The following is a 24870-nucleotide window of genomic DNA, read 5'->3' as shown; positions in this document are numbered from 1 at the left end:
GCGCTACTGACGGTTGTTCTGGTCGAACGGATTGTCCGGAATGCCGTCGGTGGCCGTCTCCGCCGGCGTGGACGGGGTCGTCGTCGTCGGCTCGGTCGTCGTGGGCTCGTCCGTGGGGGTCGGCGGGCTGCTGGTGGTGGGCGGCTCCGACGACGGTTCCTCGGTGGTGGGCGTCGACGACGGCGTGCTGGACGGTGACTCGGTGGCGGTGGGGAGGTCGGTCGGCTCCACCGCCGCGCCCGACGTGGTGTTCAGGTCGAACTCGCTGACCTTGCCGCCCATCGCCCGGAAGGTGTACGCCGCCCAGATCTTCGCCGGGAAGCCACCGCCATTGACACGGCCGCCCTCCTCGACGAGGCCCGTGGCGCCCTTCATCGAGACCTGGTTCTGGGTCTTCGCGTCCTGGCCGAACAGCAGGACCGAGGTGACGAGGTTCGGCGTGTAGCCGGTGAACCAGGCCGACTTGTTGTTGTCGGACGTACCGGTCTTGCCGGCGACCTGCTGGCCGTTGCGGTTCGGGTTGTCCCGCACCGAGACCCGGGCCGTACCGTCGTCGACCACGCCGGTCAGCACCGAGGTGACCGTGTCGGCGGCCTCCTCGCTGATGACCCGCTCGCCGGTCGGGTCCGGCATCTGGACCGTACGGTCCTTGTGCACGGCCGAGGCGACGATCGCCGGGGTGACCTTCTTGCCGTGGTTGTCGAGCGTGGCGTAGACGCCTGCCATCTCCAGCGGGCTGGCGCCCATGGAGCCGAGGGTCTGCGCGGGCACCGGCTGGAGTCCCTTGGTGTTCATGCCGAGCTCGCCGGCGACCTTCAGCACCTCGTCCATGCCGACGTCGACGCCCATCTGCGCGAAGACGGAGTTGATGGACTTGTTCATCGCGGTCTGCACGGTGACGGGGCCGTAGTTGTGCTCGTCCTCGTTCGGCGGCGCGAAGGCGATGCTGCTGCCCACGACGGGGCGGCGGCTGGTGCCGTCGTAGATCGTGTTCGCGGCGATCGGCCTGCCGGAGCGCGTCGTGGCCTCCTCGGCGAGGGCGGCCGCGAGGATCAGCGGCTTGAACGTGGACGCGGCCTGGTAGTCCCGGCGTGTCGCGTTGTTGAAGTAGTGCTTCAAGTAGTCCGTGCCGCCGTACATCGCGAGGACCTTGCCGGTCTTGGGGTCGACCGACACGGCACCGGCCTGGATGTTGGCGTCGACCTTGCGCTTCTTCGGGTCCAGCTTGCTGGTGAGCTGCTGCTTGACCGTCTTCTCCAGCAGGGTCTGCTTCTTCTTGTCGATGTTGAGCGTGATGGTCCAGCCGCCCGCGTCGATGAGGGCGTGGGCGTCGTCCAGGTCGGCCGCGGTGCCCTGGGCGACGAGCTGCTTGGCCAGCTCGGCCTCGGCCTGGAACACCAGATAGCCGGTCTGACCCTCCATGCCGGGGGCGCCCTTCGGGTCCTTGGGAACCGGGAACTTCATGCCCGCGCGCTTGCCCGAGTCGAGCCAGCCCTGCTCGACCATGTTGTCGAGGGTGTAGTTCCAGCGGGCCTCGACCAGCCTCTTGCCGGTCTTCGAGGCGACCGCCCAGTCGTACTGGCTCGGAGCCTGGAGCAGCGAGGCGAGGTAGGCGCCCTGCTCGACCTTGAGCTTGCTGGCGTCGACCTGGTAGTAGGCCTGCGCCGCCGCCTGGATGCCGTACGCGTTGCGGCCGTAGTAGCTGGTGTTGATGTAGCCCGCGAGGATGTCGTCCTTGGACTTCTTGCGGTCCACCTTCAACGAGATGACCAGTTCCTTCAGCTTGCGCGTGACGGTCTGGTCCTGGCTGAGGTAGTAGTTCTTGACGTACTGCTGGGTGATCGTCGAACCACCCTGCTTGCCCTTGCCGGAGAGGGTGTTGATCAGACCTCGGGCGGTGCCCTTGAGGTCGACGCCCGAGTCCTTGTAGAACGACTTGTTCTCGGCGGCGACGAAGGTCTTCTGGACGCCCTGGGGCACCTTGGACAGGTCGACTATCTCTCGGTTGACCTTGCCGGTGCGCCCGAGGAGGTCGCCGTTGCTGTACTTGTAGATGTTGCTCTGCCGCTTCGCGGCCGCGTTGCCCTCGGGCACGGACACGACCATGTACAGCACGATGAACGCGCCCATGCCGAGCAGGCAGACGCCGAGGAAGGTCCCGAGGACCGACTTCCAGTTCACGAACCTGCGTATGCCGGTGCGCTTGGCCTTGCCGCCCGCCTGCGCGCCGGCCCCGGGGCCCGCAGCCTGATGCCCCGACGAGCTCTGGGGCGCCGCGCGGCGGCCCTGCGCCTGCCGCGCTCGTCTCTCTTCAGCTCGTCCCATGGGTCGATCCGCTCCGCTTCACTCTCGTGTGGCACACAAGTTCGTCGCTCAGGTCAGCTCAGAAAGCTAACACCGCGCGCTATGACAAAGGGCAGCCGATCCGGTCTTTTCCGGACGTGACAATCAGCACGCCTTACGCACGGGCCCCAAAGAAACCGACGAGCGGGAGGGGTAGAAGGTTGCGCGGCGGGTAAAGTGATATCACTTAGATAGACAGAAGCTATGCCGTACGAAACGGGGGACCGACCATGTCGTCACACCATTCCCACGACCCCTCACCCGTCCCGGGCGTATCCGCCCTCGGGACAGCGGGTGACGGGCCCGAGATGCCTGCGCCCCGCGTCCGGGAGTTCGCCGCGCACAGCATCGGCGGGGGGCTCGCACTTCTCCTCGGCCTTCTCGGACTGCTCCTCGGCGCCGCGCTGTGCGCCGTCGGCGGCGCGGTGGTCCACACCGGCGGCGCCCAGGCCGCACTGATCACCACCGGCGTGCTGGTCGGCATCGCCGCGTTCTTCGCGATGTGCGGGCTGAACACCGTCGCGCCCGGCGAGGCCCGGGTGGTCCAGCTCTTCGGGCGCTACCGGGGCACCATCCGGCAGGACGGGCTGCGCTGGGTCAACCCCCTGACGTCCCGGACCAAGATCTCGACGCGCGTGCGCAACCACGAGACCGCCGTCCTCAAGGTCAACGACGCCTACGGCAACCCGATCGAGCTCGCCGCGGTCGTGGTGTGGAACGTGCGGGACACCGCGCAGGCGTCCTTCGAGGTGGACAACTTCCTGGAGTTCGTCGCCACCCAGACCGAGGCGGCCGTGCGCCACATCGCCATCGAGTACCCGTACGACGCTCATGACGAGGACGGCCTGTCGCTGCGCGGCAACGCCGAGGAGATCACCGAGAAGCTCGCCGTCGAACTGCACGCGCGCGTGGAGACGGCCGGCGTGCGGATCATCGAGTCGCGCTTCACGCATCTCGCGTACGCTCCCGAGATCGCCTCGGCGATGCTCCAGCGCCAGCAGGCCGGAGCGGTCGTCGCGGCGCGGCGGCAGATCGTGGACGGCGCGGTCGGCATGGTCGAGGCGGCGATCGCCCGGATCACCGAGCGCGACATCGTGGAGCTGGACTCCGAGCGGAAGGCGGCGATGGTGTCGAATCTGATGGTCGTGCTGTGCGGGGACCGCGCGGCCCAGCCCGTTCTGAACACGGGGTCCCTCTACCAGTGACGGCTCCTTCGGAGGGGACACCGCCGCGTCGGCCGCAGCAGCAGCGCAAGCAGGTGCTGCTGCGGCTCGATCCGCTGGTGTACGAGGCTCTGGCTCGCTGGGCGGGCGACGAACTGCGGTCGGCCAACGCGCAGATCGAGTTCCTGCTGCGCCGCGCGCTCGCCGAGGCCGGCCGGCTGCCCGGCGGGACGGGCCCCATTCCCCGCCGCGGACGGCCGCCGGCCGCCGGGGAGCCGGAGGGCCCGGAGGCCTAGGGCACGTCCTTTCGCGCACCACCGCCCCGACCGGCCCTGGGCGTCCGGGGCTCGCGCCCCGCGCCCGTCCTCGGGCGGCGGGACGGCTGGTTCAGAACCGTGACAAACGGCCGTGACCAGCCGGGTCTCCCTCTCCGGCCCTCCTCTCCTCCCCCTCCGTCATGACCTATACGCGGCGCGTATACACACCATGTATACGCACTGTGTAGAGTGCTCCGCATGTCCATCGGTCACACCCTCCTAGGGCTCCTGGAGTCCGGGCCGCGCCACGGTTACGACCTGAAGCGGGCCTTCGACGAGAAGTTCGGTCACGACCGGCCGCTGCACTACGGCCAGGTCTACTCGACGATGTCGCGGCTGCTCAAGAACGGGCTCGTCGAGGTCGACGGGATCGAGGCGGGCGACGGGCCCGAGCGCAAGCGGTACGCGATCACCGAAGCCGGGATCACCGACGTGGAGCGCTGGCTCGCGACGCCCGAGAAGCCCGAGCCGTACCTCCAGTCGACCCTGTACACGAAGATCGTCCTCGCCCTGCTGACGCACCGCGACGCGAGCGAGCTCCTCGACACCCAGCGTTCGGAGCATCTGCGCATGATGCGCATGCTGACCGAACGCAAGCGCAAGGGCGACCTGGCCGACCAGCTGATCTGCGACCACGCCCTCTTCCACCTGGAGGCCGATCTGCGCTGGCTGGAACTGACCGCCGCGCGCCTCGACAAGCTCGCCGAGGCGGTGACGGTCCGATGACCTCGATGACCCCTCCGGAGGGCTCCCTGCTCACCGCCTCGGAGCTGCGCAAGGCGTACGGCCCGACCACCGCGCTGGACGGCGCCGAGTTCTCCATCCACCCCGGCGAGGTCGTCGCCGTGATGGGTCCCTCCGGCTCCGGCAAGTCCACCCTGCTGCACTGCCTCGCCGGGATCGTCACACCCGACTCCGGCTCGATCACGTACAACGGCCGCGAGATGGCGACGATGAACGACGCCCAGCGCAGTGCGCTGCGCCGCTCCGAGTTCGGGTTCGTCTTCCAGTTCGGCCAGCTCGTACCGGAGCTGACCTGCGTGGAGAACGTCGCGCTGCCGCTGCGGCTGAACGGCAAGGGCCGCAAGGACGCCGAGCGCGTCGCGCTGTCCTGGATGGAGAAGCTGGAGGTCGACGACCTCAAGGGCAAGCGGCCCGGCGAGGTCTCCGGCGGACAGGGACAGCGCGTGGCGGTCGCCCGCTCACTGGTCACCGACCCGCGGGTGCTGTTCGCCGACGAGCCGACCGGCGCGCTCGACTCCCTCAACGGGGAGCGCGTGATGCAGCTGCTGACCGACGCGGCCCGCTCGACGAACGCCGCCGTCGTGCTCGTCACGCACGAAGCACGGGTGGCCGCGTACTCGGACCGCGAGATCGTCGTACGGGACGGCCGGTCCAAGGACATGGAGCGGATCGTATGAGTGCCCGTCAGTGGTCCCGCGACCTCGGCATGGGCGCCAGGTTCGCGCTGACCGGGGGCCGTGAGGCCTGGGTGCGGGTCCTGCTGACGGCCGTCGGGGTCGGACTCGGGGTGGCGCTGCTGCTGCTCACCACGGCGCTCCCTAGCGCGCTGGCCTCCCGGCACGACCGGGAGCGCGTCCGCAGCGACATGACGTACAGCTCGACGGTCAAGAAGAAGTCCGACCGCACGCTGCTCGTCGCGACCTCGGACACCACCTTCCACGACGAGGACGTACGCGGCAGGGTGCTCCAACCCGAGGGACCCCGGGCGCCGTTGCCGCCCGGTGTGTCCGCCTTCCCGGCGGTCGGTGACATGGTCGTCTCACCGGCTCTGGACCGGCTCCTGAAGTCTCCCGAGGCCAAGCTCCTGCGTGAGCGGCTCGCCTATCACGTCAGCGGCACGATCGCCGACAGCGGGCTCATCGATCCGCACGAACTCGCCTACTACGCGGGCGCCGACGACCTGAACGCGACCGAAACGACCACCGGCCGCCTCGAGCGCATCGACGCCTTCGGCGCCACCGGGCAGTCCGAGGCGATGGACCCCGTCCTGCTGTTGCTGGTGCTGATCGTCTTCGTGGTGCTGCTGATGCCGGTCGGCGTCTTCATCGCCGCGGCCGTACGGTTCGGTGGCGAGCGGCGCGACCGCCGGCTGGCGGCGCTGAGGCTGGTCGGCGCGGACGGGCGGATGGCCCGGCGGATCGCGGCCGGCGAGGCGCTGGCCGGAGCCCTGGTCGGACTGGTCCTCGGTGCCGGGTTCTTCCTGATCGGACGTCAGCTCGCGGGCATGATCATGCTCTTCAGGATCAGTGTCTTCCCGAGCGACCTCAATCCCGCGCCCGCCCTGGTGGCGCTGGTGGCCCTCGCGGTCCCCGCCGCCGCGGTCGCGGTGACACTCTTCGCGCTGCGCGGCGTCGTCATCGAGCCGCTCGGAGTGGTGCGGACCGCTCGCCCCTCGCGGCGCCGGCTCTGGTGGCGGCTGCTGCTGCCGCTGGGCGGCCTCGCGATGCTCTACCCGATGATCGGGCAGGGGCGGACCAACGGGGACTTCAACCAGTACCTCGTCGTCGGCGGCGTCATGCTGCTGCTGGTCGGCATCACGGCGCTGCTGCCCTGGGTCGTCGAGGCGGTCGTCGCCCGGCTGAACTCCGGTGGCGTCGCCTGGCAACTGGCGGTCCGCAGGCTTCAGCTGAGCAGCGGCACGGCGGCCCGCATGGTCAACGGCATCGCGGTGGCGGTGGCCGGCGCGATAGCCCTGCAGATGCTGTTCGCCGGGGTCGACGGCGACTACACCAAGGTCAACAAGAACGACCTCACCCGGGCCCAGATGTCCATGGACGTGCCGGACAAGGTGCCGACGGACGAAGCCGTCCGGCAGTTGTCCGGGACCAGGGGGGTCACGCACACGACGGCCCTCGGGCGGAGCAGCCTGGGTGACGGGCGCGACGAGCCCGAGCGCCAGTCGACCGTGACGGTCGGCGACTGCGCGGCCCTGCGGGAGGCGGCCCGGCTGCCCTCCTGCAAGGACGGCGACGTCTTCGCGGTGCCGAACTCCAAGTGGGACACCGACACCGCGGCACTGGGCAAGGCCGGCACCAGGCTCTACCTCGACCCGTCCTACGGCTCCTCCTTCAAGGGTGAGGAGATCCCCTGGACGGTACCGAAGGACATCAAGCGGGCGGGCTCCCGCGAGGACCCGTCGGGCGACGAGCGCGGCGGCTTCCTCTTCACGACCGGCGCGCTGCCCGCAAAGGCCGCGTCCACCGTGCGCGCGACGGTCTATCTCCAGCTCGACGAGTCGGTGCCGGACGTCCGTGAACTCGTCCGCAACAGCGCGGCGCGCGTCGATCCGCTGGCCGACGCCAGCACGTGGACGGCGACGACCCAGTCCGGGAAGTTCACGTCCATCCGTACCGGGCTCTTCGTCGGTGCGACCTGTGTTCTCGTGCTGATCGGCGCGAGCCTGCTGGTCTCCCAGCTGGAGCAGCTGCGCGAGCGCAAGAAGCTGCTGTCGGCGCTGGTCGCCTTCGGTACCCGGCGCCGCACGCTGAGCACGTCGGTGCTGTGGCAGACCGCGATCCCGATCGCCCTGGGGCTCCTCCTCGCGTCGATCGTGGGGCTCACCCTCGGCACGGTCCTGCTGCGGATGACGGACACCGCGGTGAGCGTGGACTGGGCGAGCGTGCTGTCGATGACCGGCATCGGCGCGGGAGTCGTGATCCTGGTGACGCTGCTCAGCCTGCCGCCGCTGATCCGTCTGATGCGGCCGGACGGGCTGCGTACGGAGTAGGACGCCGTCCTCGTCGTGCTCGCCACCGCCGGTGGCCCTCCCCGCCCAGGGAGGGCCACCGGTTCGCGTTCACATGCTGTACTCCCGTACCACGCGCCGGACTTGGGCGAAGAGCATGCCCACGTTGACCGCCTTGCGGCAGACCACGACGGCGACCACGTCCTGCTGGTCGTTCATCCGCACGAACAGATGGGTGAGGTTGTCGCTGTTGACCAGGATCTCCTGGAAGAAATGCTGGTCCGACTCGATGCCGCGACGTTCTTTGAAGACGTCCTCGATCATCTGGACCGTGCGCCCCTGGAACAGGTCGAGGGTCGCGCCCGCGAGCAGGTCCAGGACCTCCGGCGGATGGTTGTCGACGGTCTCGTACGAGAGCAGCATTCCGGTCGACATGTCGACGGCTCCGGAGGCGACGCAGTCCGGCGCGTCGGTGCGCAGTGACTTGACCAGACCCATGATCTGGTCGGAGAACCCCGGCGTCATTCGCTTGCTGGCCATGTCGTCATACCCCTTCGGTCGCGGTTTCGGTCATGGCTCCGACGAGCGGGCCGGGGTCGGCACCCGTGAGGATCGACTCGATGCGGCCGAGGGCCGGCCGGGTCCGCTCGTGGAGCCGTTCGAGGTCGATGCCCTCGTCACCCAGGACGATCATCAGCGCCGTGTCCCCGACGGCGTAGAAGGCCGCGAGGCCCTGGCTGCCGTACGTCACGGTCTGGCGGAACGTGCCCCGGCCGGTCACGGCGGTCGCGCGGCGCGCGATGCCGAGGCCCGCGGCGGCGATCGCGGCGAGGCTCTCCGGGTCGATGGCGTCGGCGGTGTCCGCCGCGATCAGCATTCCGTCGGCGGCGGCCACCGCCGTATCGGTGATTCCGGGGACTTGTTCTCGGAGGCCTCTCATTTCCCTCGCCAGTGCCTCGTGATTCATGTAATCAACTCCCTGATAATGGGGTGCATTCGATCGATGGCAGGCATGCGGTTTCAGGCACCGGAATCCGGGGTCCAGATGCGGTGCCGGAGACGGAAGAACCCTTTCCAGCTCGCCCCGGCCCTTTCGGGGACGAGAGTTTCGGTGATTCCGCTCGCGCCGGGCTCACGGCGGGGCAGGGACGGCGCGTTCACGCCGGGCTCGCGGCGGGGCAGGGACGGTGCGGTCGCCTCGGGAAGCAGGCCGGGGAGCTGCCGGGGCTCCGGCGCCGGGCTCTCCCCGTCGGCCACAGCGGAGGCCAGGGCCGAGAACACCATGGGGTCCATGGCGGATGCGGCGGCCGGCGGTCGCTGCCGGAGCGCTCCCGTCGGTGGGATCCGCACGGTGACCGGGGCGGCGGAATCGGGCTCGTCCGGCAGCTCCAGCAGGCCCTCGCCGAGCATGCGGGCCATCCCCACCGTCACGGTGTAGGCGCCGAGGCCGGTCGCGAAGGCGATGTCGCGGGCGGTCCGCCGGCCGTCCGCGTGGGCCAATAACTCCTGCTGCTGAGCGGGGAGTTGCTCACGTATCTCGTCCGGAACGGCGGCGGGAACAGGGCGTTCGCGGTCCGGCCGTACGGGCTGCGGCAGGGCGGCGACGGCCGCCAGCTTCCTCGCCGCGTCCTGCAGCAACCGTCCCGGCGCCTCCCCCAGGGCGACCGGCGCGTACGGCTCGAAGGCGGCGTCCAGGGGGTCGCAGGCCTCCACGTCACCGGCCACGACGGCGAACGCCGCGTCCTGCATCGCCATCATGCAGACGACCCGGAGCTGAGCGGCCCCCGCGTAGCCGTGTGCGACGAGCCCGGCCTCCGGCCAGCGGGTGCCTCCGGACTCCCGGAGCAGTTCGGCCCACTGCTCGCCGCTGACGCGGCCGGAGCGCAGCAGCCGCGCCTCGGGTCCGGGTGCGCCCGGACTCTCGACGGCGACGACACAGCCGTCCCGGAGATGGAAGACTCCCCCGGGCCTTCCGGACACCCGTAGTTTCCCCGTCGCCCGAGTGCCCTGGCATTCGCTCAGCGCGCGCGACAGCAGGTCGTATCCGACCCTGCCAAGGGAATCCCGAATGCCCGACATCACTCCCCTTGGAACTTCCGGCGCTTCGCACTGACGCCTGACTTTTCACTCTGAGGGGGTATGTGTATCAGCCGGGGCGCATGTCTCAGCGAGAGTCGCACTACCTGACGGAAGTTGAAATTTCCCGCCTGCCGAGGTGCTTCATCAGTCGTTCGAATGACCGACTATGCGCGGCGGTTCAGGCTTCCGGACCCAACACCCGTACAGGCAGAGGGCGCAGGGCCTCCCGCAGCGCCTCCGCCAGTGCCTGGTACTCCGGGCCCCGCGCGGCGCCCGCCCTCATGGCGAGCGCGATCCGCCGAGTGGGCGCCGGATCCGCGAAGTATCCGGTGAGGAGCTGGTTGCTGCGGGTCGCCTCCACCTTGACGGCGGTGCGCGGCAGCAGTGTCACGCCGAGACCGCCGGCGACCAGCTGGACGAGGGTCGACAGGCCCGCGGCGGTGGTCGTGACGGGGGCGTCCGCGCGGCCGGCCTCACGGCAGATGTCCAGGGCCTGGTCGCGCAGGCAGTGGCCCTCGTCGAGCAGCAGGAGACGGAGTTCGCGCAGCGCCTCGCGCGGAATGCCCTCCCGGCCGCCGAGCCAGTGGTCGAGCGGGGTCACCAGCACGAAGTCCTCGTCGAACAGCGGGAGTTCGGTGACGCCGGGCATGCCGAGGGGTACCGCGAGCAGCAGCAGGTCGAGCCGCCCGACCGTGAGGCCCTCCAGCAGGCTGGCCGTCTGCTCCTCGTGCACCTGGAGGTCGAGGTCGGGATATCGGTCGTGGACGAGCCGCAGGACGGTGGGCAGGAGGTAGGGGGCGACCGTGGGGATGACTCCGAGGCGCAGGGCCCCGGTGAACGGCGCGCGCACGGCCTCCGCCTCTTCCATCAGCGCGCCGACCTCGTCCAGCACCGCCTTGGCGCGTACGGCGAGACGCTCACCGGCCGGCGAGAGGAGCACCTTGCGGGTCGTACGCTCCAGCAGGGTCACCCCGAGGATCTCCTCCAGAGCGGAGACCGCGCCGGACAGCGCGGGCTGGCTCATGCCGATCGCGGCGGCCGCGTCACGGAAGTGCAGATGCTCGGCCACGGCGGCGAAGGCGCGCAACTGCGCGAGGCTGGGCTGACGGCGCCCGTTCCCCTTCCCGCCCGCCCTGCCGCCGGCCCCCGCCCTGCCGGATCCCGCTCTGCCGAGGGGGGAGACCGACGCGCCCGCGCCGCCGGTGCCGCCGATGGGGCTCGCCATGGCTGCTCCTCTCACTTCGAGTCGATATCACCGAAGGTGACTGATAGTCCCACCCGATCAACACGACCGAGTGTAGCTATTTCCCGAATCAATGCAGCCTGTGCCAACATCAAGTTCGTCCAACCCAAGGGAAAAGCCCTCAAAAGGGGCGACCCCTCGCTGCAAGGAGAGCGCGTGCTCACTGTCGGTGACAAGTTCCCCGAGTTCGACCTGACCGCCTGCGTCTCGCTGGAGAAGGGCCAGGAGTTCGAGGAGATCAACCACAAGACCTACGAGGGCAAGTGGAAGATCGTCTTCGCGTGGCCCAAGGACTTCACCTTCGTGTGCCCCACCGAGATCGCCGCTTTCGGCAAGCTGAACGACGAGTTCGCCGACCGTGACGCCCAGGTCCTCGGCTTCTCCGGCGACTCCGAGTTCGTGCACCACGCCTGGCGCAAGGACCACGACGACCTGCGGGACCTGCCCTTCCCGATGATGGCCGACTCGAAGCACGAGCTCATGCGTGACCTCGGCATCGAGGGCGAGGACGGCTTCGCCAAGCGCGCCGTCTTCATCGTCGACCAGAACAACGAGATCCAGTTCTCCATGGTGACCGCCGGCTCCGTCGGCCGTAACCCCAAGGAGGTCCTGCGGGTCCTGGACGCTCTCCAGACGGACGAGCTCTGCCCGTGCAACTGGACCAAGGGCGAGACCACCCTCGACCCGGTCGCCCTGCTGGCCGGTGAGTGACCTTCCATGGCCCTCGACGAACTGAAGTCCGCCATACCGGACTACGCCAAGGACCTGCGCCTGAACCTCGGTTCGGTGATCGGCAACAGCGACCTCCCGCAGCAGCAGCTGTGGGGCACCGTGCTGGCCTGCGCGATCGCGTCGCGGTCGCCGCGCGTGCTGCGTGAGCTGGAGCCCGAGGCGAAGGACCGGCTCTCTCCCGAGGCGTACACGGCCGCCAAGTCGGCCGCCGCGATCATGGCGATGAACAACGTCTTCTACCGCACGCGGCACCTGCTCTCCGACCCGGAGTACGGGACGCTGCGCGCCGGTCTGCGGATGAACGTCATCGGCAACCCGGGCGTGGAGAAGGTCGACTTCGAGCTGTGGTCGCTCGCCGTCTCCGCCGTCAACGGCTGCGGGCAGTGCCTCGACTCCCACGAGCAGGTGCTCCGCAAGGCGGGCGTCGACCGGGAGACGATCCAGGAGGCGTTCAAGATCGCGGCCGTCCTCCAGGCGGTCGCCGCCACGCTGGACGCCGAGGCCGTTCTCGCCGACTAGTCCCTCGCGCCGGGCGTGCCCGAACGCGCCCGAACCTTCAGGGCCCCGTCCACCTGTGCGGTGGGCGGGGCCCTGGGCGTTCTCGTCCTCCGGGCCGGCCCGGGGCCGGTGCGGTCGGCCGCTCCCCTCGACCGGGCACGGCGACCGCGCGAACGGGGGGCGGACCCGCTACGGCGTCAGGCGCCGGTCGGCCGGCGACGCGTCCAGGGCGGTGGCGCCCCGCGGCTCCGGGGCGTGGCGCAGGCCCGCTTCATGGGCGTACGAACGCAAGTACGTGACCACCGTGTTGGTCACCGCGACCAGCGGCACCGCGACGACGGCTCCGCCGATGCCGGCGATCATGCCGCCCGCGGCGACCGAGAGGACCACCGCGAGAGGGTGGACCCGGACCGCGCGGCCCAGGATGAACGGCTGGAGGATGTGACCCTCGATCTGCTGGACGGCGAGGACCACCGCGAGGGTCATGAGGGCGGTGAAGACGCCCTGCGTCACCAGCGCGACCACCACCGCGAGCGCCCCGGAGATCACCGCGCCCACCAGCGGGATGAACGCGCCGAGGAAGATGAAGACGGCGAGCGGCACGGCCATGGGGACATCGAGGAAGTAGATGCCCAGGCCGATGAAGATCGCGTCGATCAGAGCGACGATCACCGTGCCGCGGACGTACGCCGTGAGCGTGCGCCACGCGCGCGGACCCGCGCCCGCGACCCCGGTCCGGGCGGCGGCAGGAACGAGCTTGAGCGACCACTCCCAGATCCGCTTGCCGTCGTAGAGCAGGAAGAGGGTCGAGAACATCGTGAGCAGGATGCCGGTGAGGGCCTCGACGATCACCGTCACACCCTGCAGGCCCGCCGAGGTGATCTGATCCGTGTTGGCGCCGATCGCCTCGCGGAGGTTCTTGGCGATCTCGTTGATCTGCTTGTCCGTCACATGGAACGGGCCCTTGAGGAGCCACTTGCGCAGCTCGTCGATGCCGTCCTGGATCTGGCCGGAGAGGTTGTCGATGTTCTCCTGGACCTGCCAGACCACGAACCAGCCGACCAGTCCCATGATGACGAAGCCGAGAATCGCGGTGAGCGCGGTGGCGAGCCCGCGCGGCACGCCGTAACGCGTCAGCCGGGCCACGGTCGGCTGGAGCAGCGCGGTGATGAGCAGCGCGCTCACGAAGGCCAGCACCACCAGCTGCACGGCGCTGATCACCCGCATCAGCACCCAGACGGTGCCCGCGAGGATGAGCAGCCGCCAGCCGGCCTCGGCGGCGACGCGCACCCCCCACGGCACGGCGAGCGCGGGGTCGGGGCGCTGGTGCGTCAGCACGTACGCGGCGGTCGTGGCCGTCTCCTCGGAGGGGCGCTGGACCGGGAGCGCGGACGGCTCCGCGTCCGTCACCAGGTCCTCCGGGGGCTCGGGAGCCTCCGGGGCGCCGGATGCGTCGAGGAGCGTACGCCCCTCGGGGACACCCTCGTCGTCGAGGGAGCCCTGTGACTCCAGCTCGACCTCGGCGCGGCGTTCGTCCAACCGCTCCCCCAGCTCGGTGAGTCCGGCGCCGAGCCGGCCGAGCCACCCTGGTACTCGCGACATGATGCGTCCTTTTCCCCCGTTGCTCCCCACCACTCCCCCCTGGAGTCGTCGGGTCCGACCGTACATGGCCGAAGCCCCTCCCCCTATGACGGGGAGGGGCTTCGGAAGGTTGAGCGGCCGGCGTACGGCGTGGAGCTCAGTACCAGTTGTTGGCCTGCCAGAACGACCAGGCGTCACAAGGACTGCCGTACCGGCTGTTCATGTAGTTGAGGCCCCACTTGATCTGCGTGGCCGGGTTCGTCTGCCAGTCGGAGCCGACGGACGACATCTTGGAGCCGGGCAGGGCCTGGAAGAGACCGTAGGCACCCGAGGAGGCGTTGACCGCCTTGTAGTTCCAGCTCGACTCGTGATTCACGATGTTGCTGAAGCACTGGAACTGACCGCTCGGGACCATCTGGCGCGCCATCGCCTGGATCTGGGCGACGGTGTACGAGGACTGGACGGAGAAGCTGGAGGCGTCACGCGTCGCCGAGCGGCTGGCCGCTTCCGCGGCAGCCTCCTTGCGCGCCTTGGCTTCCTTCTCGGCCTTCTCCTCGGCAGCCTTCTGCTTCGCGACGGCGTTGTCGGCCGCCTGCTTGCGGGCGGCTTCCTCCGCGTCCTTCTTGGCGCTGGCGTCCGCGGCGATGGCCTGGGCATCGGCCTGCTGCGTCAGGGACGCGGTCTGCACCTGGGCCTGCTGGCCCGCAGGTATGTCTGCGAGGAGGGTCGAGTCGCTTGCCGTCGCCTCGGCGTCGTTCGAGGGCTGGGCGGTGCTGCCCGAGGCAACTCCGACGACGCTTCCGACAGCGGTGACCGCGGTGGCCGAAGCCACTGCGAATCCCCGGACCGAAATCCGGCTCACACGGTTTCCTTCCAGCATCGCCCGCTTAGGTGACCCTCGCGGACGCAATCGTGCCCCTCGGCGCTGGCCTCCCAACTGCGGGGTCACGGGAGACACGGGCCCGGTGGGCAACTCCCGCTCGGGGAGCGCCGCGTGGTGCGCGGGCGGCATACGACGGCTCTATGGAGTTCTGAGGTTCCGGTGTTGCCGTACCGCTGGGGGTACAACTGTGTCGTATGCGGGGCCTGACAGGAGTGAGACTCTAGCCGTATCCCGACGCAGCAAGGCAATTCCGCGTCGCGTGTGAAAGCTCACACCTCGTTTGCCCCAGCCGTTTCCCGGAAACCTGGGCGCAGCAGGACGCCGCCCGGCTAGGCTCTTCGCCTTTGCCGGACGGCGCCAACCAGCGTGTATCCACCACCGTTTGACCAGGTGGGGACAGTCGGGATCAGATCTGCCCGTCCTCCAGCATTTCGGTCACGAGTGCCGCAATCTGGGACCTCTCGGAACGATTCAGCGTGACGTGCGCGAAGAGCGGATGGCCCTTCAACTTCTCCACGACGGCGACCACTCCGTCATAGCGCCCGACACGCAGATTGTCCCTTTGCGCCACATCGTGGGTCAGAACGACCCGCGAATTGGCGCCGATCCGGGACAGAACCGTCAGCAGGACATTCCGCTCCAGGGACTGGGCCTCGTCCACGATCACGAACGCGTCGTGGAGCGAGCGGCCACGGATGTGCGTGAGCGGCAGAACCTCCAGCATGCCGCGCGCGGTGACCTCCTCGATGACCTCGCGGCTGGTGACCGCGGAGAGCGTGTCGAAGACCGCCTGGGCCCAGGGGCTCATCTTCTCGGACTCGGAGCCGGGCAGATAGCCGAGTTCCTGCCCGCCCACCGCGTACAGCGGCCGGAAGACCATCACCTTCTGGTGCTGGCGGCGTTCGAGGACGGCCTCCAGGCCCGCGCAGAGCGCCAGTGCGGACTTGCCGGTGCCGGCCCGGCCGCCCATCGACACGATCCCGATGTCCGGGTCGAGCAGCAGATCGAGCGCGATGCGCTGCTCGGCGCTGCGGCCCTTGATGCCGAACGCCTCACGGTCGCCGCGTACGAGCCGGACGTTGCCCTCGGAGGTGACACGGCCGAGGGCCTTGCCGCGCTCCGACTGGATCGTCAGGCCCGTGTGCACGGGCAGACCGGCCGCTTCCGGGACGTACACGTGTCCCTCCTCGAAGAGGAGGTCCACCTGCTCGCCGGGCAGGGTCAGTTCGGACATTCCGGTCCATCCGGAGGAGCCCGTGATGGCGAGCTCCGCGCGGTACTCCTCGGCGAGGAGACCCACGGAGGACGCCTTGATCCTGAGCGGCAGGTCCTTCGAGACGACGGTGACGTCGTACCCCTCGGCCGCCAGGTTGCGGGCGACCGCGAGGATGCGGGAGTCGTTGTCCCCCAGGCGATACCCGCTGGGCAGGACGCTGGGGTCCGAGTGATTGAGCTCGACGCGTACCGTCCCGCCGAGGTCCCCGACGGGAATCGGGGAGTCGAGGCGGCCGTGCCGGACCCGGAACTCGTCGAGCAGGCGCAGTGCCTGCCGGGCGAAGTAGCCGAGTTCGGGATGGTGCCGCTTGGCCTCCAGCTCCGTGACCACGACGATCGGGAGCACCACTTCATGCTCGTCGAAGCGGCTCAGGGCATTGGGGTCGGCCAGCAGGACGCTGGTGTCGAGAACATAGGTGCGCCGGTCTGGCTTATGGCGCTTTGTGCTGGTCACCACGGAAGGACGTACCCCCTCGGATGAGGTCGGGGAGCGACGAAGGAGATCTGGACCGGTCTCGGGCACCGATGCGCGGGCCGAAAACCGGCCCTCCGCTTCGTCCGTACTGACCGCACGGTCGGGCTGGTGCAAAGGGCCTCCCGGGCGGACGGCCCCGTGCCGTCCGCTGAGATCCGACACCCGTGGTTCGGGTGTCGACCTGCAAGGCTTATGCCCTCGAACGAGCCAAGCCATGCCACGGCATATGACGGCGCGTTCGTTAACTCCCGATGACGTACGTCCCCACAGGGTGCCCCGGGTGACACGGGGCACCCCGGAATTCAGCCTCCGTAACGACGGTGTCGCGCCGCGTAGTCACGCAGGGCACGCAGGAAGTCGACCTTGCGGAAGGCGGGCCAGAAGACTTCGCAGAAGTAGTACTCGGAGTGAGCGGTCTGCCAGAGCATGAATCCGGACAGCCGCTGCTCGCCGCTGGTGCGGATCACCAGGTCCGGATCGGGCTGGGCGCCGGTGTAGAGGTGCTTGCCGATGAGGTCGACGTCGACGCGGTCCGCGAGGTCCTCCATCGAGGTGCCCTTGTCGGCGGCGTCGAGGATCATCGAGCGCACGGCGTCGGCGATCTCCTGGCGGCCGCCGTAGCCGATGGCGACGTTGACGACTATCCCCTCGACATGCGCGGTGGCCTCCTCGGCCTCCTTGAGGGCCGACTGCATCGCGGAGGGCAGGATGTCCCGGGTGCCGACGTGGTGCACCCGCCAGCGGCCGTCTGCGGCGAGGGTGCGGACGACGCCCTCGATGATGCCGAGCAGCGGGCCGAGTTCCTCCTGCGGGCGGTCGAAGTTGTCGGTGGACAGCAGCCACAGGGTGACGACCTCGACATCGGTCTCGGAGCACCAGCCGAGGAATTCCCCGATCTTGTCGGCGCCGGCCCGGTGGCCCTGGGCGGTGGTGGAGCCCGCCGCCTTCGCCCAACGGCGGTTGCCGTCCATGATGACGCCGATGTGCTTGGGCACCTGGTCGTGATCGAGGTGGCCTTCCACCCTGCGTGCATAGAACCTGACCAGCAGGCGGCGCAGGTTGTCGCGCAAGGTCACGTGTTGTCAGCCCCTCCGTGCGAATCGGACAGACGCGCCCGAGCACAGTCCCTGTCCATATGGCGGTCCCCCGGGGCGAAGCCTACCGCTGTGAGACGCGAGGGCTCCCGTGGGGCCTCTGCACCCTGACATAGGTTCGCTCCCATGAACGACCCCTCTCTGTACCGGGCCGCGACGGAGCGGTACGACACCATGGAATACCGGCGCTCGGGACGCAGCGGCCTCAAGCTGCCCGCGATCTCGCTCGGCCTGTGGCACAACTTCGGCGACGACCGCTCGCTGGACTCCCAGCGCGCGATCCTGCGCCGCGCCTTCGACCTCGGCGTGACGCACTTCGACCTCGCCAACAACTACGGGCCGCCGGCCGGCTCGTCGGAGCTCAACTTCGGCACGCTGCTGAAGCAGGACTTCGCCCCCTATCGGGACGAACTGGTCATCTCGACCAAGGCGGGCTACCTCATGCACCCCGGCCCCTACGGCGAGTGGGGCTCCCGCAAGTATCTGCTGTCCTCCCTGGACGCCTCGCTGCGGCGGATGGGCGTCGACCACGTCGACATCTTCTACTCGCACCGCTTCGACCCGGACACCCCGCTGGAGGAAACGATGGGCGCGCTCGCGTCCGCCGTCCAGCAGGGCAAGGCCCTGTACGTCGGCGTCTCCTCGTACACCAGTGAGCAGACGGCCGAGGCGGCCCGGATCCTCACCTCGATGGGGGTCCGTCCGCTCATCCACCAGCCCTCGTACTCGATGATCAACCGCTGGACCGAAGACGACAGCCTGCTCGACACGCTGGAGGCGGCCGGGATGGGCTGCATCTCCTTCGTGCCGCTCGCGCAGGGCCTGCTGACGGGCAAGTACCTCCAGGGCGTCCCGGAGGGCTCGCGCGCCACCCAGGGCAAGTCGCTGGACCCGGACCTGCTGAGCCACGACGTCGTACGCCGGCTGAACGGGCTGAACGACATCGCGGCCCGGCGCGGTCAGTCCCTTGCCCAGCTCGCCCTCACCTGGGTGCTGCGCGACGAGCGGATGACCTCCGCCCTGATCGGCGCGTCCAGCGTGAGGCAGCTGGAGGAGAACGTGGCGGCACTGGCGGCCCCGAAGCTCACGGACGAGGAGCTGAAGGAGATCGACACGTTCGCGGTGTCGACGCCGGGCACGAACATCTGGGCCGGACGCCGCTGAGTCACCGGAACACCCCGCCACGCGAGGCGGCCGGGTCCGGGGGCGCACGGGGGCGCCCGCCGGACCGGGCGTCGCGGGCACAAAAAACGGGCCGGTCCGTGGGGGGGAGACGGACCGGCCCGAGGGGGGGTTTCCACCATAACCCTTCGTAAGTGATGCTGCGTGCATCCGCGTGCCACAACTACTCTCCGGAGTCGCCCGACAACGCCGCGATGAGCACGGAACCATCGATTCCGGGTGTGATCATGGCCGAATCGCAGCTGATTCAAAGGGAATCGCGGAGGATCGATGGAGATCCAATGGGTCTGCGCCCCCTTGTGGGGCGTGGCGCCGACTTGTCCCGAGGTACTCCGGGAGAGTGACGCGCGTGGCGCGCTCCCGCTTGACGCCGCCGCTAACTTCGCACCCATGGCCACGTTCACGACGGACACGACGGAGGGGGCGGGCGAGCCGGTACCCCTGGAGCTCGCCGCGACGGCGCGCTCCAGGCGGCGCGGACTGCTCGGGCGGGACGGGATCGAGGGCGCGCTGCTGCTGAGACCGGCGAACTCGGTGCACACCCTGGGGATGCGGTTCGCGATCGACGTCGCCTATCTGGACCGGACGTCGCGGGTCCTGACGGTGCGCACGATGCGTCCGGGCCGGCTGGGGCTGCCGCGACCGCGGGCCCGGCAGGTCCTGGAGGCGGAGGCCGGTGCGATGGAGCGGTGGGGCGTGCGGCGCGGGGTGCGGATCGCGGTCCAGGACGGCTGACAGCACGTCACCGCATGAAGGCAGCACCGCGCAGCCCCCTCCTCTGCGCGGTGCCACACGCGCAGCTTTGCTGACGCGAATTACCTTGGTCTGAACTTACGTGAGCCGAACGAACTAGGCGACCCACTCTCGATAACGATGTGGAAAACCCGTGGAGATGTGCCGCGGACCCTCCGGGGCACACCCGGCTCCCGTCCGTCATCCGGACGGACATCTCACGCCGAGCACCCCTCATTGGGATGTTTTCGGTCAATCGTCTCGCGGGGGTACCGATCACCCCGCCCGCCCGCGCGGCACCCCTCCCCGAGAATCCGCACAGCGGACAGGAACTGACCTCATTCCCCTCTAGCGTCGGCCGTATGACCTTGAGGATCACATGGGACGAGGCGAGCGCCCGGCGCCTGGAACGGCAGTTCCTGTCCGTTCCCGCGCGGGCCGGGACACTGGTCGCCGAGGTGGTCGGCGCGATGCTCGGCGCCCACGCGCAGGTGCTGTCGGCGGCCGAGGTGTCGGTGGGCGTACGGGCCGAGGGCGTGACCCGGGCGGACGTCCGAGCGGCGCTGTGGGAGGAGTGCTCGCTGGTGAAGACGTACGGCCCGCGCGGCACCCTGCATCTGCTGCCGACCGCCGGACTCTCCTTCTGGACCGCCGCCCTGACGGCGATTCCGACCGGTCCGAGCCCGTTCGCGAAGGATGCCCGGATGACCGCGGCACAGGCCGACGAGGTCGTCGCCGCGATCGCCGACGCCCTGGCCGGCACCTCGCTGACCATCGACGAACTCAGCGAGGCGGTCTTGGCGCGCAGCGGACCGTGGGCCGGGGACCTGGTGATGCCCGCGTTCCAGGGGATGTGGCCGCGCTGGCGGCAGGTGATGCACCGGGCGGGCCAGCGGGGCGCCCTGTGCCTCGGCCCCAACCGGGGCCGCAAGGTGACGTACACCCGGCCTCCGCACTTCCGGCCGATGGCCGCCGACGAGGCGCTCTCCCTGCTCGTACGCCGGTATCTGCGCGCCTACGGTCCGGCGACGGCGGCGCACTTCGCCCAGTGGGCGGCGGCACCCCGGGGCTGGGCCCGCGACCTGTGCGCGACGCTGGCCGACGCCGGGGAGATCGAGGAGGTCGACTTCGCGGGCCAACCGGCGTGGGTGGCGGCGGGCGACACGGAATTCCCGGGCGAACCGGCGCGCGGGGTCCGGCTGTTGCCGTACTTCGACGCGTACGGCATCGGCTGCCACCCGCGTGAACTGCTGTTCCCCGGGGCCGCCTACGAGCGGGCGCTGGCCGGCGGGCAGGCGGGGAACCATCCCGTGGTGCTCATCGACGGCGTGGTGTCGGGGGTCTGGCACCAGCGACGCAGCGGGCGCCGTACGACGGTCACCGTGGAGCCGTTGGTACGGCTGACGGCGGCACAGGAGAAAGAGCTGGCACGGCAGGTGGACCGGGTGGGCGAAATCCTGGAGGCGAAACCGGAGTTGGTGGTGGGGAAGGTGACGTCGGGACCGCATGCGTGACGGCGGATGTGCATGCGTGTGGGGGGCGGATGTGCATGCGTGTGGGGGGGCGGATGTGCATGCGTGTGGGGGGCGGATGTACATGCGTGTGGGGGGGGCGGATGTGCATGCGCGACGGGCGGACGCGCTCGGGTGACGGCGGGGGCGGGTCTCCGGTCCTCCCCGGCGTGCTCGGCTGCCGGGCCTGCGGGTCCGCGGACCTCCGGGACCTGCGTGGTGGTTAGACCTCCGCGTCTCGGGTCCCCCGGGGCTTGCGTGCCTCGATCAGGAAACGGGTGCTGTGGGCGACGAACGGGCCCTCCGTCTCGATCTGTTCGTGCAGGGCCCTGAGCCTTTGCCGGTACGCGTCGACGGTGAAGCCCGGGACCATCCAGATCACCTTGCGCAGGAAGTGGACGACTGCGCCGATGTCGTGGAACTCCATGCGCAGCCGCTCCGAGCGCAGATCGACGACGTCGAGCCCGGCGGCCTCGGCGGCGGCGCGGGCGCGGCCCGGGTCGCGGCCGTTCTTGACCTCGTCCGGCTGCGGGCCGAGGAAGTACTCGACGAGTTCGAAGACGCTCGCGGGGCCGATCTGCTGGGAGAAGTAGGTGCCGCCGGGGCACAGCACGCGAGCGATCTCGTCCCAGTACGTCGCCACCGGGTGCCGGCTGGTGACCAGGTCGAAGGCGCCGGCCGCGAAGGGCAGCGGCGCGTCCTCCAGGGAGGCGACCACCACGGCGCCCCGGGGGTGGAGCAGGGCGGTGGCCTTCGCGATGTTCGGCGGCCAGCCCTCGGTGGCGACGGTGAGCGCGGGCAGCTTCGGGGCGGAGTTCAGGACTTCACCGCCGCCCGTCTGGATGTCGAGGGCGCCGCTCGCGCGGCCAAGCCGCTCCCCCATCGCCCGCGCGTACCCCCACGAGGGCCGCTCCTCGGTGGCCCGGCCCTCGAACCAGGAGAAGTCCCAGCCGTCGACGGACGCCGTCTCGGCTTCGGTGACGAGGTCTTCGAAGGTGCGCGCGGTGGTCATGGGGTGATTCTCGCAACGGACGTGGTCGCGGGCGACGCAATTTTCCCGGGCGGGTGATGTCAGTGGCCGCTGCTACTTTCCGGGCATGACGACGAATCCGGGAGCCGCGCCGACGCCGTACACCGACGGCGAGAAGGAGACCCTGCACGCCAGTCTCGACCGGCATCGGGACGCCGTGCTGTGGAAGCTCCAGGGCCTGGACGACGAGCAGGTCAGACGGGTGATGACCCCGTCCGGCACCAACCTGCTCGGGCTGGTGAAGCACCTCGCGTCCGTCGAGTACGGCTGGTTCTGCTCGGCCTTCGGCCGCGAGGTCGAGCCGCTGTGGTTCGACCCCTTCTCCGACGAGGACATGAGCGCGGGTCAGGACGAGACGACGGAGGAGATCGTCGCGTTCTACGGCCGCGCCCGCACCGCCGCCGACCGGACCGTCACCGAGCGGTCGCTCGAGGACGTGGGCACGACGGGGAACGGCCGGACGGTCTCGTTGCGCTGGGTGCTGGTCCACATGATCGAGGAGACGGCACGGCACGCGGGCCACATGGACATCGTGCGGGAGCTGATCGACGGGGGAACGGGGGATCACCGGCCGGGCTGATCGACTGGGCTGACCGGCCGGACTGAACAACCGGGCTGAACAACCGGGCTGACGGCCAGGCTGACCAACCGGTCCGACCAGCCGGGACGACCGGTTGGCCGTCCGGTCGGTCTCCTCCGTCGTGCCGGACCGTCACCGACCGGACGCGTCCCGGCGGAGCAGTGGGCGCACCTGTCCGGCTGCGAACCGTACGAACCCCTCGGGGTCCGGCTCGTCCGCGGTGGGCTGGAGGACCACCGTGTCGGCGCCGGCCTCCGCGAGACGCCGGACGGCCTCGGCCACGGACTCCGCGTCGCCCGCGACACCGTGTTCCGGCACGGGGTTCTCGCCATTGGCCTCGAGCTCGGCGCGCAGTCGGGCGGCCGCGTCGGCACCGGTGGCGGTGTGCAGATAGACGACCACCCGGTGGTGTCCGGACGTCCGTCCCGCCGCCTGCCGTCCCTCGTCGATGAGCCGGCGGGCCCGCCGTACCCCGTCGAGGGTGGTCGAGGCGGTGAGGACGGTGCCGTCGGCGGCCTCGCCGGCGAGCCGGAGCGTGCGGGGCCCGGTGGCGCCGGTGAGGACTTCGGGCGCCTCGGCGGGCGGCCAGTCGAGGGCGACGCCGTCGAGCTTCACGTACCGCCCGTCGGTGGTCACGCGTTCGCCGCGCAACAGGGCGCGCAGCGCGTCGAGATGCTCACGCAGCAGGGTCACGGGCGACTCGGCCCGCGCTCCGACCTGCTCCATCCACTCCTGTACGCCGTGGCCGACCGCGAGGACGGCCCGCCCGGGGAACAGCCGGTGCAGGGTGGCGGCCTCCATCGCGGTGACGGCGACGTTCCGCAGCGGGACGGGCAGCAGGCCCACGCCCACTTTGAGCCGCTCGGTCCAGGCGAGTGCGGCCGCGGCGGCCGAGACGCCTCCTTCGAGGAAGCAGTCCTCCCACAGCCACAGCTCCTCGAGACCCGCCTCCTCCGCCTCGCGCGCCACGGCGCGCAGTCGCTCGGGAGGCAGTTGCGGCCGGAAGACAACACCGAGTGACGTCATGCCGCCTTCCTATCGACGCCGCCGTGCACGGACAACCGTTTTACGCGTCATGGGTGCCCGCGGTGTCTGCGCTGCCGGTGGCCTCGGTCGTGTCGGCCTTGCCGGTGGCGTCGGAGGTGTCGGCGGTTCTGTCGCGCTCGTAGCGCAGGAGCACCACGCCGTTCCCGAAACGCCGGGTCTCGATGAGGCGGAGATCGGTCGGGGCATCGGACTCGGCGAAGAGCGGCTTGCCGCGCCCGATGAGTACGGGGTGCACGTACACCCTGATCTCGTCCACGAGGTCGTGCCGCAGGAACTCCGCGGCGAGATCGGCACCACTGAGTGCGAGGTCACCGCCCGACTGTCCTTTGAGCGCCCTGATCTCCTCGGGCACGACCTCCCTCACGACGGTGGTGTGCCACTCGGCGTGCTGGAGCGTCCGCGAGAACACCACCTTGGGCATGTTCCGCCAGATCCTGGCGAACTCGACCTCCTCCGGGCTGCTCTGCGGGTCCTTGTCGGCCGTCGGCCAGTACGCGGCCATCAGCTCGTGCGTCACCCGTCCGGAGAGCAGGGCGCCGAAACCCCTGACCTCGTCATTGAAGTGCTGGTGCAGCTCCCCGTCGACCCGGTGCCAGTCGATCTCCTTGTTCGGGCCTTCGATGAATCCGTCGAGGGACACCGACGACATCAACACGATCTTCCTCATGACGGACTCCACCGACCTCGTGCGCGACCAATTCGTCGGGGGCATGCTGCCAGGCGGCCCGGCACCGGAGAAGGTGACGCGCGCGTCAGGCCTTGTCTCCTGCGGCCGAGCCCCTCGGGAAGGTCACCTCGACGCGGCGGTTCTTGCGACGGCCCTGTTCGGAGGTGTTGTCGGCGATCGGGTAGTCCTCGCTGTACCCCCGCACCTCGAAGGTGATGTCCGTGGAGCCGAGCGCGGCGGCCAGCCGGTCGTGCACCTGCTCCGCGCGCTTCTTGGAGAGGGTCAGGCCGTGCGCGTACGAGCCGAGGTTGTCGGTGAAGCCGAAGACGCGGACGGTCGTCGCGTTCTGGGCCTTGATCTCGTCCGCGATCGCCTGGATACGGGACTGGGCGTCCGGGTTCAGTTTCGAGCTGTCCTTCGGGAAGAGAACCTCCGCCTGGAGCGCGAACGTCACGTCCGAGTTGGTGTCCTCCCGGCGCTCCTCGCCCCCCAGGTCCTCCACGACCGACTTGATGTCCAGCACCTTGGCGGGCGCCAGCGTCGCGCCGTCGGCGAGCTTGAGCCCGGGGCTGTTGGCGTCGACATCGGGAGGCGGGGAGGTGGTGACGCTGCCGGGCGGGGCGCTGGGGTCGTCGTCGTCCGCGTACGCGGGACCCGGAAGTCCGAGGGTGATCAGCACGGCGAGGGCCGTGAACGTCGTCGCGGCGCCGCGGGTCGGGAGGGCCATGG

General features: G+C 70.0%; 24 protein-coding genes. 11 read left to right on the top strand and 13 right to left on the bottom strand.

What is annotated here, in order from left to right; genetic code table 11:
• Positions 1–3 precede the first annotated feature (3 nt).
• Positions 4–2325: a transglycosylase domain-containing protein gene (locus OG788_RS28850; protein WP_406374344.1), complete on the bottom strand. Its 2322-nt coding sequence runs from the start codon at positions 2323–2325 to the stop codon at positions 4–6.
• A 326-nt stretch (positions 2326–2651) separates the two neighbouring features.
• Here OG788_RS28850 and OG788_RS28845 point away from each other — a divergent pair, with 326 nt between their 5' ends.
• The 5 genes from OG788_RS28845 to OG788_RS28825 all read left to right on the top strand — a co-directional run bounded on the left by OG788_RS28845 (position 2652) and on the right by OG788_RS28825 (position 7574).
• The gene (locus OG788_RS28845; protein ID WP_351541068.1) at positions 2652–3548 is read left to right on the top strand and encodes an SPFH domain-containing protein; all 897 of its coding nucleotides are present in this window, start codon (positions 2652–2654) and stop codon (positions 3546–3548) included.
• The gene (locus tag OG788_RS28840) at positions 3545–3802 is read left to right on the top strand and encodes a hypothetical protein (protein ID WP_351541071.1); all 258 of its coding nucleotides are present in this window, start codon (positions 3545–3547) and stop codon (positions 3800–3802) included. Before OG788_RS28845 ends, OG788_RS28840 begins: the two co-directional genes overlap by 4 nt.
• 219 nt (positions 3803–4021) lie before the next feature.
• Complete coding sequence (locus tag OG788_RS28835; protein WP_351541074.1) at positions 4022–4549, top strand: PadR family transcriptional regulator; 528 nt, start codon at positions 4022–4024, stop codon at positions 4547–4549.
• Positions 4550–4554: 5 nt separating this feature from the next.
• Complete coding sequence (locus OG788_RS28830) at positions 4555–5244, top strand: ABC transporter ATP-binding protein (protein WP_351541076.1); 690 nt, start codon at positions 4555–4557, stop codon at positions 5242–5244.
• Entirely contained in the window at positions 5241–7574 is a 2334-nt protein-coding gene (locus OG788_RS28825; RefSeq protein ID WP_406374343.1) for an ABC transporter permease, read from the top strand. The genes OG788_RS28830 and OG788_RS28825 overlap by 4 nt, the downstream gene beginning before the upstream one ends.
• Positions 7575–7643: 69 nt before the next feature.
• On the opposite strand, the gene OG788_RS28820 is transcribed toward OG788_RS28825, so the two are convergent.
• From OG788_RS28820 to OG788_RS28805, 4 genes are all read right to left on the bottom strand, one after another.
• Positions 7644–8072 (bottom strand): hypothetical protein, encoded by a 429-nt coding sequence (locus OG788_RS28820; protein ID WP_356750486.1) that lies wholly within the window; start codon positions 8070–8072, stop codon positions 7644–7646.
• 4 nt (positions 8073–8076) lie between these two features.
• Entirely contained in the window at positions 8077–8499 is a 423-nt protein-coding gene (locus tag OG788_RS28815; protein WP_351541084.1) for a roadblock/LC7 domain-containing protein, read from the bottom strand.
• 53 nt (positions 8500–8552) lie between these two features.
• Positions 8553–9512: a MarR family transcriptional regulator gene (locus OG788_RS28810; RefSeq protein WP_406374342.1), complete on the bottom strand. Its 960-nt coding sequence runs from the start codon at positions 9510–9512 to the stop codon at positions 8553–8555.
• Positions 9513–9789: 277 nt separating this feature from the next.
• Positions 9790–10698, bottom strand: coding sequence for a LysR substrate-binding domain-containing protein (locus OG788_RS28805; RefSeq protein ID WP_406376876.1), 909 nt, complete (start codon positions 10696–10698; stop codon positions 9790–9792).
• A 312-nt stretch (positions 10699–11010) separates the two neighbouring features.
• On the opposite strand from OG788_RS28805, the gene OG788_RS28800 reads away from it, so the two are divergent.
• The gene (locus OG788_RS28800; RefSeq protein ID WP_351541090.1) at positions 11011–11565 is read left to right on the top strand and encodes a peroxiredoxin; all 555 of its coding nucleotides are present in this window, start codon (positions 11011–11013) and stop codon (positions 11563–11565) included.
• Positions 11566–11571: 6 nt separating this feature from the next.
• The gene (locus OG788_RS28795; RefSeq protein WP_406374341.1) at positions 11572–12105 is read left to right on the top strand and encodes an alkyl hydroperoxide reductase; all 534 of its coding nucleotides are present in this window, start codon (positions 11572–11574) and stop codon (positions 12103–12105) included.
• Between the two features lie 168 nt (positions 12106–12273).
• Here the strand turns inward: OG788_RS28795 and OG788_RS28790 are convergent, their stop codons facing one another.
• The 4 genes from OG788_RS28790 to OG788_RS28775 all read right to left on the bottom strand — a co-directional run bounded on the left by OG788_RS28790 (position 12274) and on the right by OG788_RS28775 (position 17374).
• Positions 12274–13686, bottom strand: coding sequence for an AI-2E family transporter (locus OG788_RS28790; protein ID WP_406374340.1), 1413 nt, complete (start codon positions 13684–13686; stop codon positions 12274–12276).
• A gap of 136 nt (positions 13687–13822) precedes the next feature.
• On the bottom strand, positions 13823–14545 hold the full coding sequence (locus OG788_RS28785) for a transglycosylase SLT domain-containing protein (protein ID WP_351541098.1): 723 nt from the start codon (positions 14543–14545) through the stop codon (positions 13823–13825).
• Between the two features lie 409 nt (positions 14546–14954).
• Positions 14955–16280: a PhoH family protein gene (locus OG788_RS28780; protein ID WP_406374339.1), complete on the bottom strand. Its 1326-nt coding sequence runs from the start codon at positions 16278–16280 to the stop codon at positions 14955–14957.
• 320 nt (positions 16281–16600) lie between these two features.
• Positions 16601–17374: an isoprenyl transferase gene (locus tag OG788_RS28775; RefSeq protein WP_351126029.1), complete on the bottom strand. Its 774-nt coding sequence runs from the start codon at positions 17372–17374 to the stop codon at positions 16601–16603.
• A 144-nt stretch (positions 17375–17518) separates the two neighbouring features.
• Here OG788_RS28775 and mgrA point away from each other — a divergent pair, with 144 nt between their 5' ends.
• From mgrA to OG788_RS28760, 3 genes are all read left to right on the top strand, one after another.
• Complete coding sequence (gene mgrA / locus OG788_RS28770; protein ID WP_406374338.1) at positions 17519–18556, top strand: L-glyceraldehyde 3-phosphate reductase; 1038 nt, start codon at positions 17519–17521, stop codon at positions 18554–18556.
• A gap of 408 nt (positions 18557–18964) precedes the next feature.
• Complete coding sequence (locus tag OG788_RS28765) at positions 18965–19309, top strand: DUF192 domain-containing protein (RefSeq protein WP_351541107.1); 345 nt, start codon at positions 18965–18967, stop codon at positions 19307–19309.
• A 359-nt stretch (positions 19310–19668) separates the two neighbouring features.
• Entirely contained in the window at positions 19669–20820 is a 1152-nt protein-coding gene (locus OG788_RS28760) for a winged helix DNA-binding domain-containing protein (protein WP_406374337.1), read from the top strand.
• Between the two features lie 220 nt (positions 20821–21040).
• Here the strand turns inward: OG788_RS28760 and OG788_RS28755 are convergent, their stop codons facing one another.
• Positions 21041–21829 carry a class I SAM-dependent methyltransferase gene (locus OG788_RS28755; protein WP_406374336.1) on the bottom strand — a complete coding sequence of 263 codons (789 nt, stop codon included), beginning with the start codon at positions 21827–21829 and terminating at the stop codon, positions 21041–21043.
• An 85-nt stretch (positions 21830–21914) separates the two neighbouring features.
• Here OG788_RS28755 and OG788_RS28750 point away from each other — a divergent pair, with 85 nt between their 5' ends.
• Complete coding sequence (locus tag OG788_RS28750) at positions 21915–22427, top strand: DinB family protein (protein WP_406374335.1); 513 nt, start codon at positions 21915–21917, stop codon at positions 22425–22427.
• Between the two features lie 132 nt (positions 22428–22559).
• Here the strand turns inward: OG788_RS28750 and OG788_RS28745 are convergent, their stop codons facing one another.
• From OG788_RS28745 to OG788_RS28735, 3 genes are all read right to left on the bottom strand, one after another.
• On the bottom strand, positions 22560–23453 hold the full coding sequence (locus OG788_RS28745; protein WP_406374334.1) for an LLM class flavin-dependent oxidoreductase: 894 nt from the start codon (positions 23451–23453) through the stop codon (positions 22560–22562).
• A gap of 40 nt (positions 23454–23493) precedes the next feature.
• A complete protein-coding gene (locus OG788_RS28740; RefSeq protein WP_406374333.1) occupies positions 23494–24141 on the bottom strand; it encodes a dihydrofolate reductase family protein in 648 nt (215 codons plus the stop codon).
• An 85-nt stretch (positions 24142–24226) separates the two neighbouring features.
• Positions 24227–24868: an OmpA family protein gene (locus tag OG788_RS28735; RefSeq protein WP_356750463.1), complete on the bottom strand. Its 642-nt coding sequence runs from the start codon at positions 24866–24868 to the stop codon at positions 24227–24229.
• Between the last annotated feature and the right edge of the window lie 2 nt (positions 24869–24870).

Origin of the sequence: Streptomyces sp. NBC_00647 (assembly GCF_045207245.1) — a bacterium.
In the GTDB taxonomy this organism is placed as follows: domain Bacteria; phylum Actinomycetota; class Actinomycetes; order Streptomycetales; family Streptomycetaceae; genus Streptomyces.
The sequence above is the reverse complement of the archived record's forward strand: the minus strand, read 5'-3'. Positions and strand labels throughout refer to the sequence as shown.

Bases quoted from the DNA above. Each gene is read 5' to 3' on its own strand.
- OG788_RS28850 (WP_406374344.1), bottom strand. From the start codon at position 2,325: ATGGGACGAGCTGAAGAGAGACGAGCGCGGCAGGCGCAGGGCCGCCGC.
- OG788_RS28845 (WP_351541068.1), top strand. From the start codon at position 2,652: ATGCCTGCGCCCCGCGTCCGGGAGTTCGCCGCGCACAGCATCGGCGGG.
- OG788_RS28835 (WP_351541074.1), top strand. From the start codon at position 4,022: ATGTCCATCGGTCACACCCTCCTAGGGCTCCTGGAGTCCGGGCCGCGC.
- OG788_RS28830 (WP_351541076.1), top strand. From the start codon at position 4,555: ATGACCCCTCCGGAGGGCTCCCTGCTCACCGCCTCGGAGCTGCGCAAG.
- OG788_RS28825 (WP_406374343.1), top strand. From the start codon at position 5,241: ATGAGTGCCCGTCAGTGGTCCCGCGACCTCGGCATGGGCGCCAGGTTC.
- OG788_RS28820 (WP_356750486.1), bottom strand. From the start codon at position 8,072: ATGGCCAGCAAGCGAATGACGCCGGGGTTCTCCGACCAGATCATGGGT.
- OG788_RS28815 (WP_351541084.1), bottom strand. From the start codon at position 8,499: ATGAATCACGAGGCACTGGCGAGGGAAATGAGAGGCCTCCGAGAACAA.
- OG788_RS28795 (WP_406374341.1), top strand. From the start codon at position 11,572: ATGGCCCTCGACGAACTGAAGTCCGCCATACCGGACTACGCCAAGGAC.
- OG788_RS28790 (WP_406374340.1), bottom strand. From the start codon at position 13,686: ATGTCGCGAGTACCAGGGTGGCTCGGCCGGCTCGGCGCCGGACTCACC.
- OG788_RS28785 (WP_351541098.1), bottom strand. From the start codon at position 14,545: ATGCTGGAAGGAAACCGTGTGAGCCGGATTTCGGTCCGGGGATTCGCA.
- mgrA (WP_406374338.1), top strand. From the start codon at position 17,519: ATGAACGACCCCTCTCTGTACCGGGCCGCGACGGAGCGGTACGACACC.
- OG788_RS28765 (WP_351541107.1), top strand. From the start codon at position 18,965: ATGGCCACGTTCACGACGGACACGACGGAGGGGGCGGGCGAGCCGGTA.
- OG788_RS28760 (WP_406374337.1), top strand. From the start codon at position 19,669: ATGACCTTGAGGATCACATGGGACGAGGCGAGCGCCCGGCGCCTGGAA.
- OG788_RS28755 (WP_406374336.1), bottom strand. From the start codon at position 21,829: ATGACCACCGCGCGCACCTTCGAAGACCTCGTCACCGAAGCCGAGACG.
- OG788_RS28750 (WP_406374335.1), top strand. From the start codon at position 21,915: ATGACGACGAATCCGGGAGCCGCGCCGACGCCGTACACCGACGGCGAG.
- OG788_RS28745 (WP_406374334.1), bottom strand. From the start codon at position 23,453: ATGACGTCACTCGGTGTTGTCTTCCGGCCGCAACTGCCTCCCGAGCGA.
- OG788_RS28740 (WP_406374333.1), bottom strand. From the start codon at position 24,141: ATGAGGAAGATCGTGTTGATGTCGTCGGTGTCCCTCGACGGATTCATC.
- OG788_RS28735 (WP_356750463.1), bottom strand. From the start codon at position 24,868: ATGGCCCTCCCGACCCGCGGCGCCGCGACGACGTTCACGGCCCTCGCC.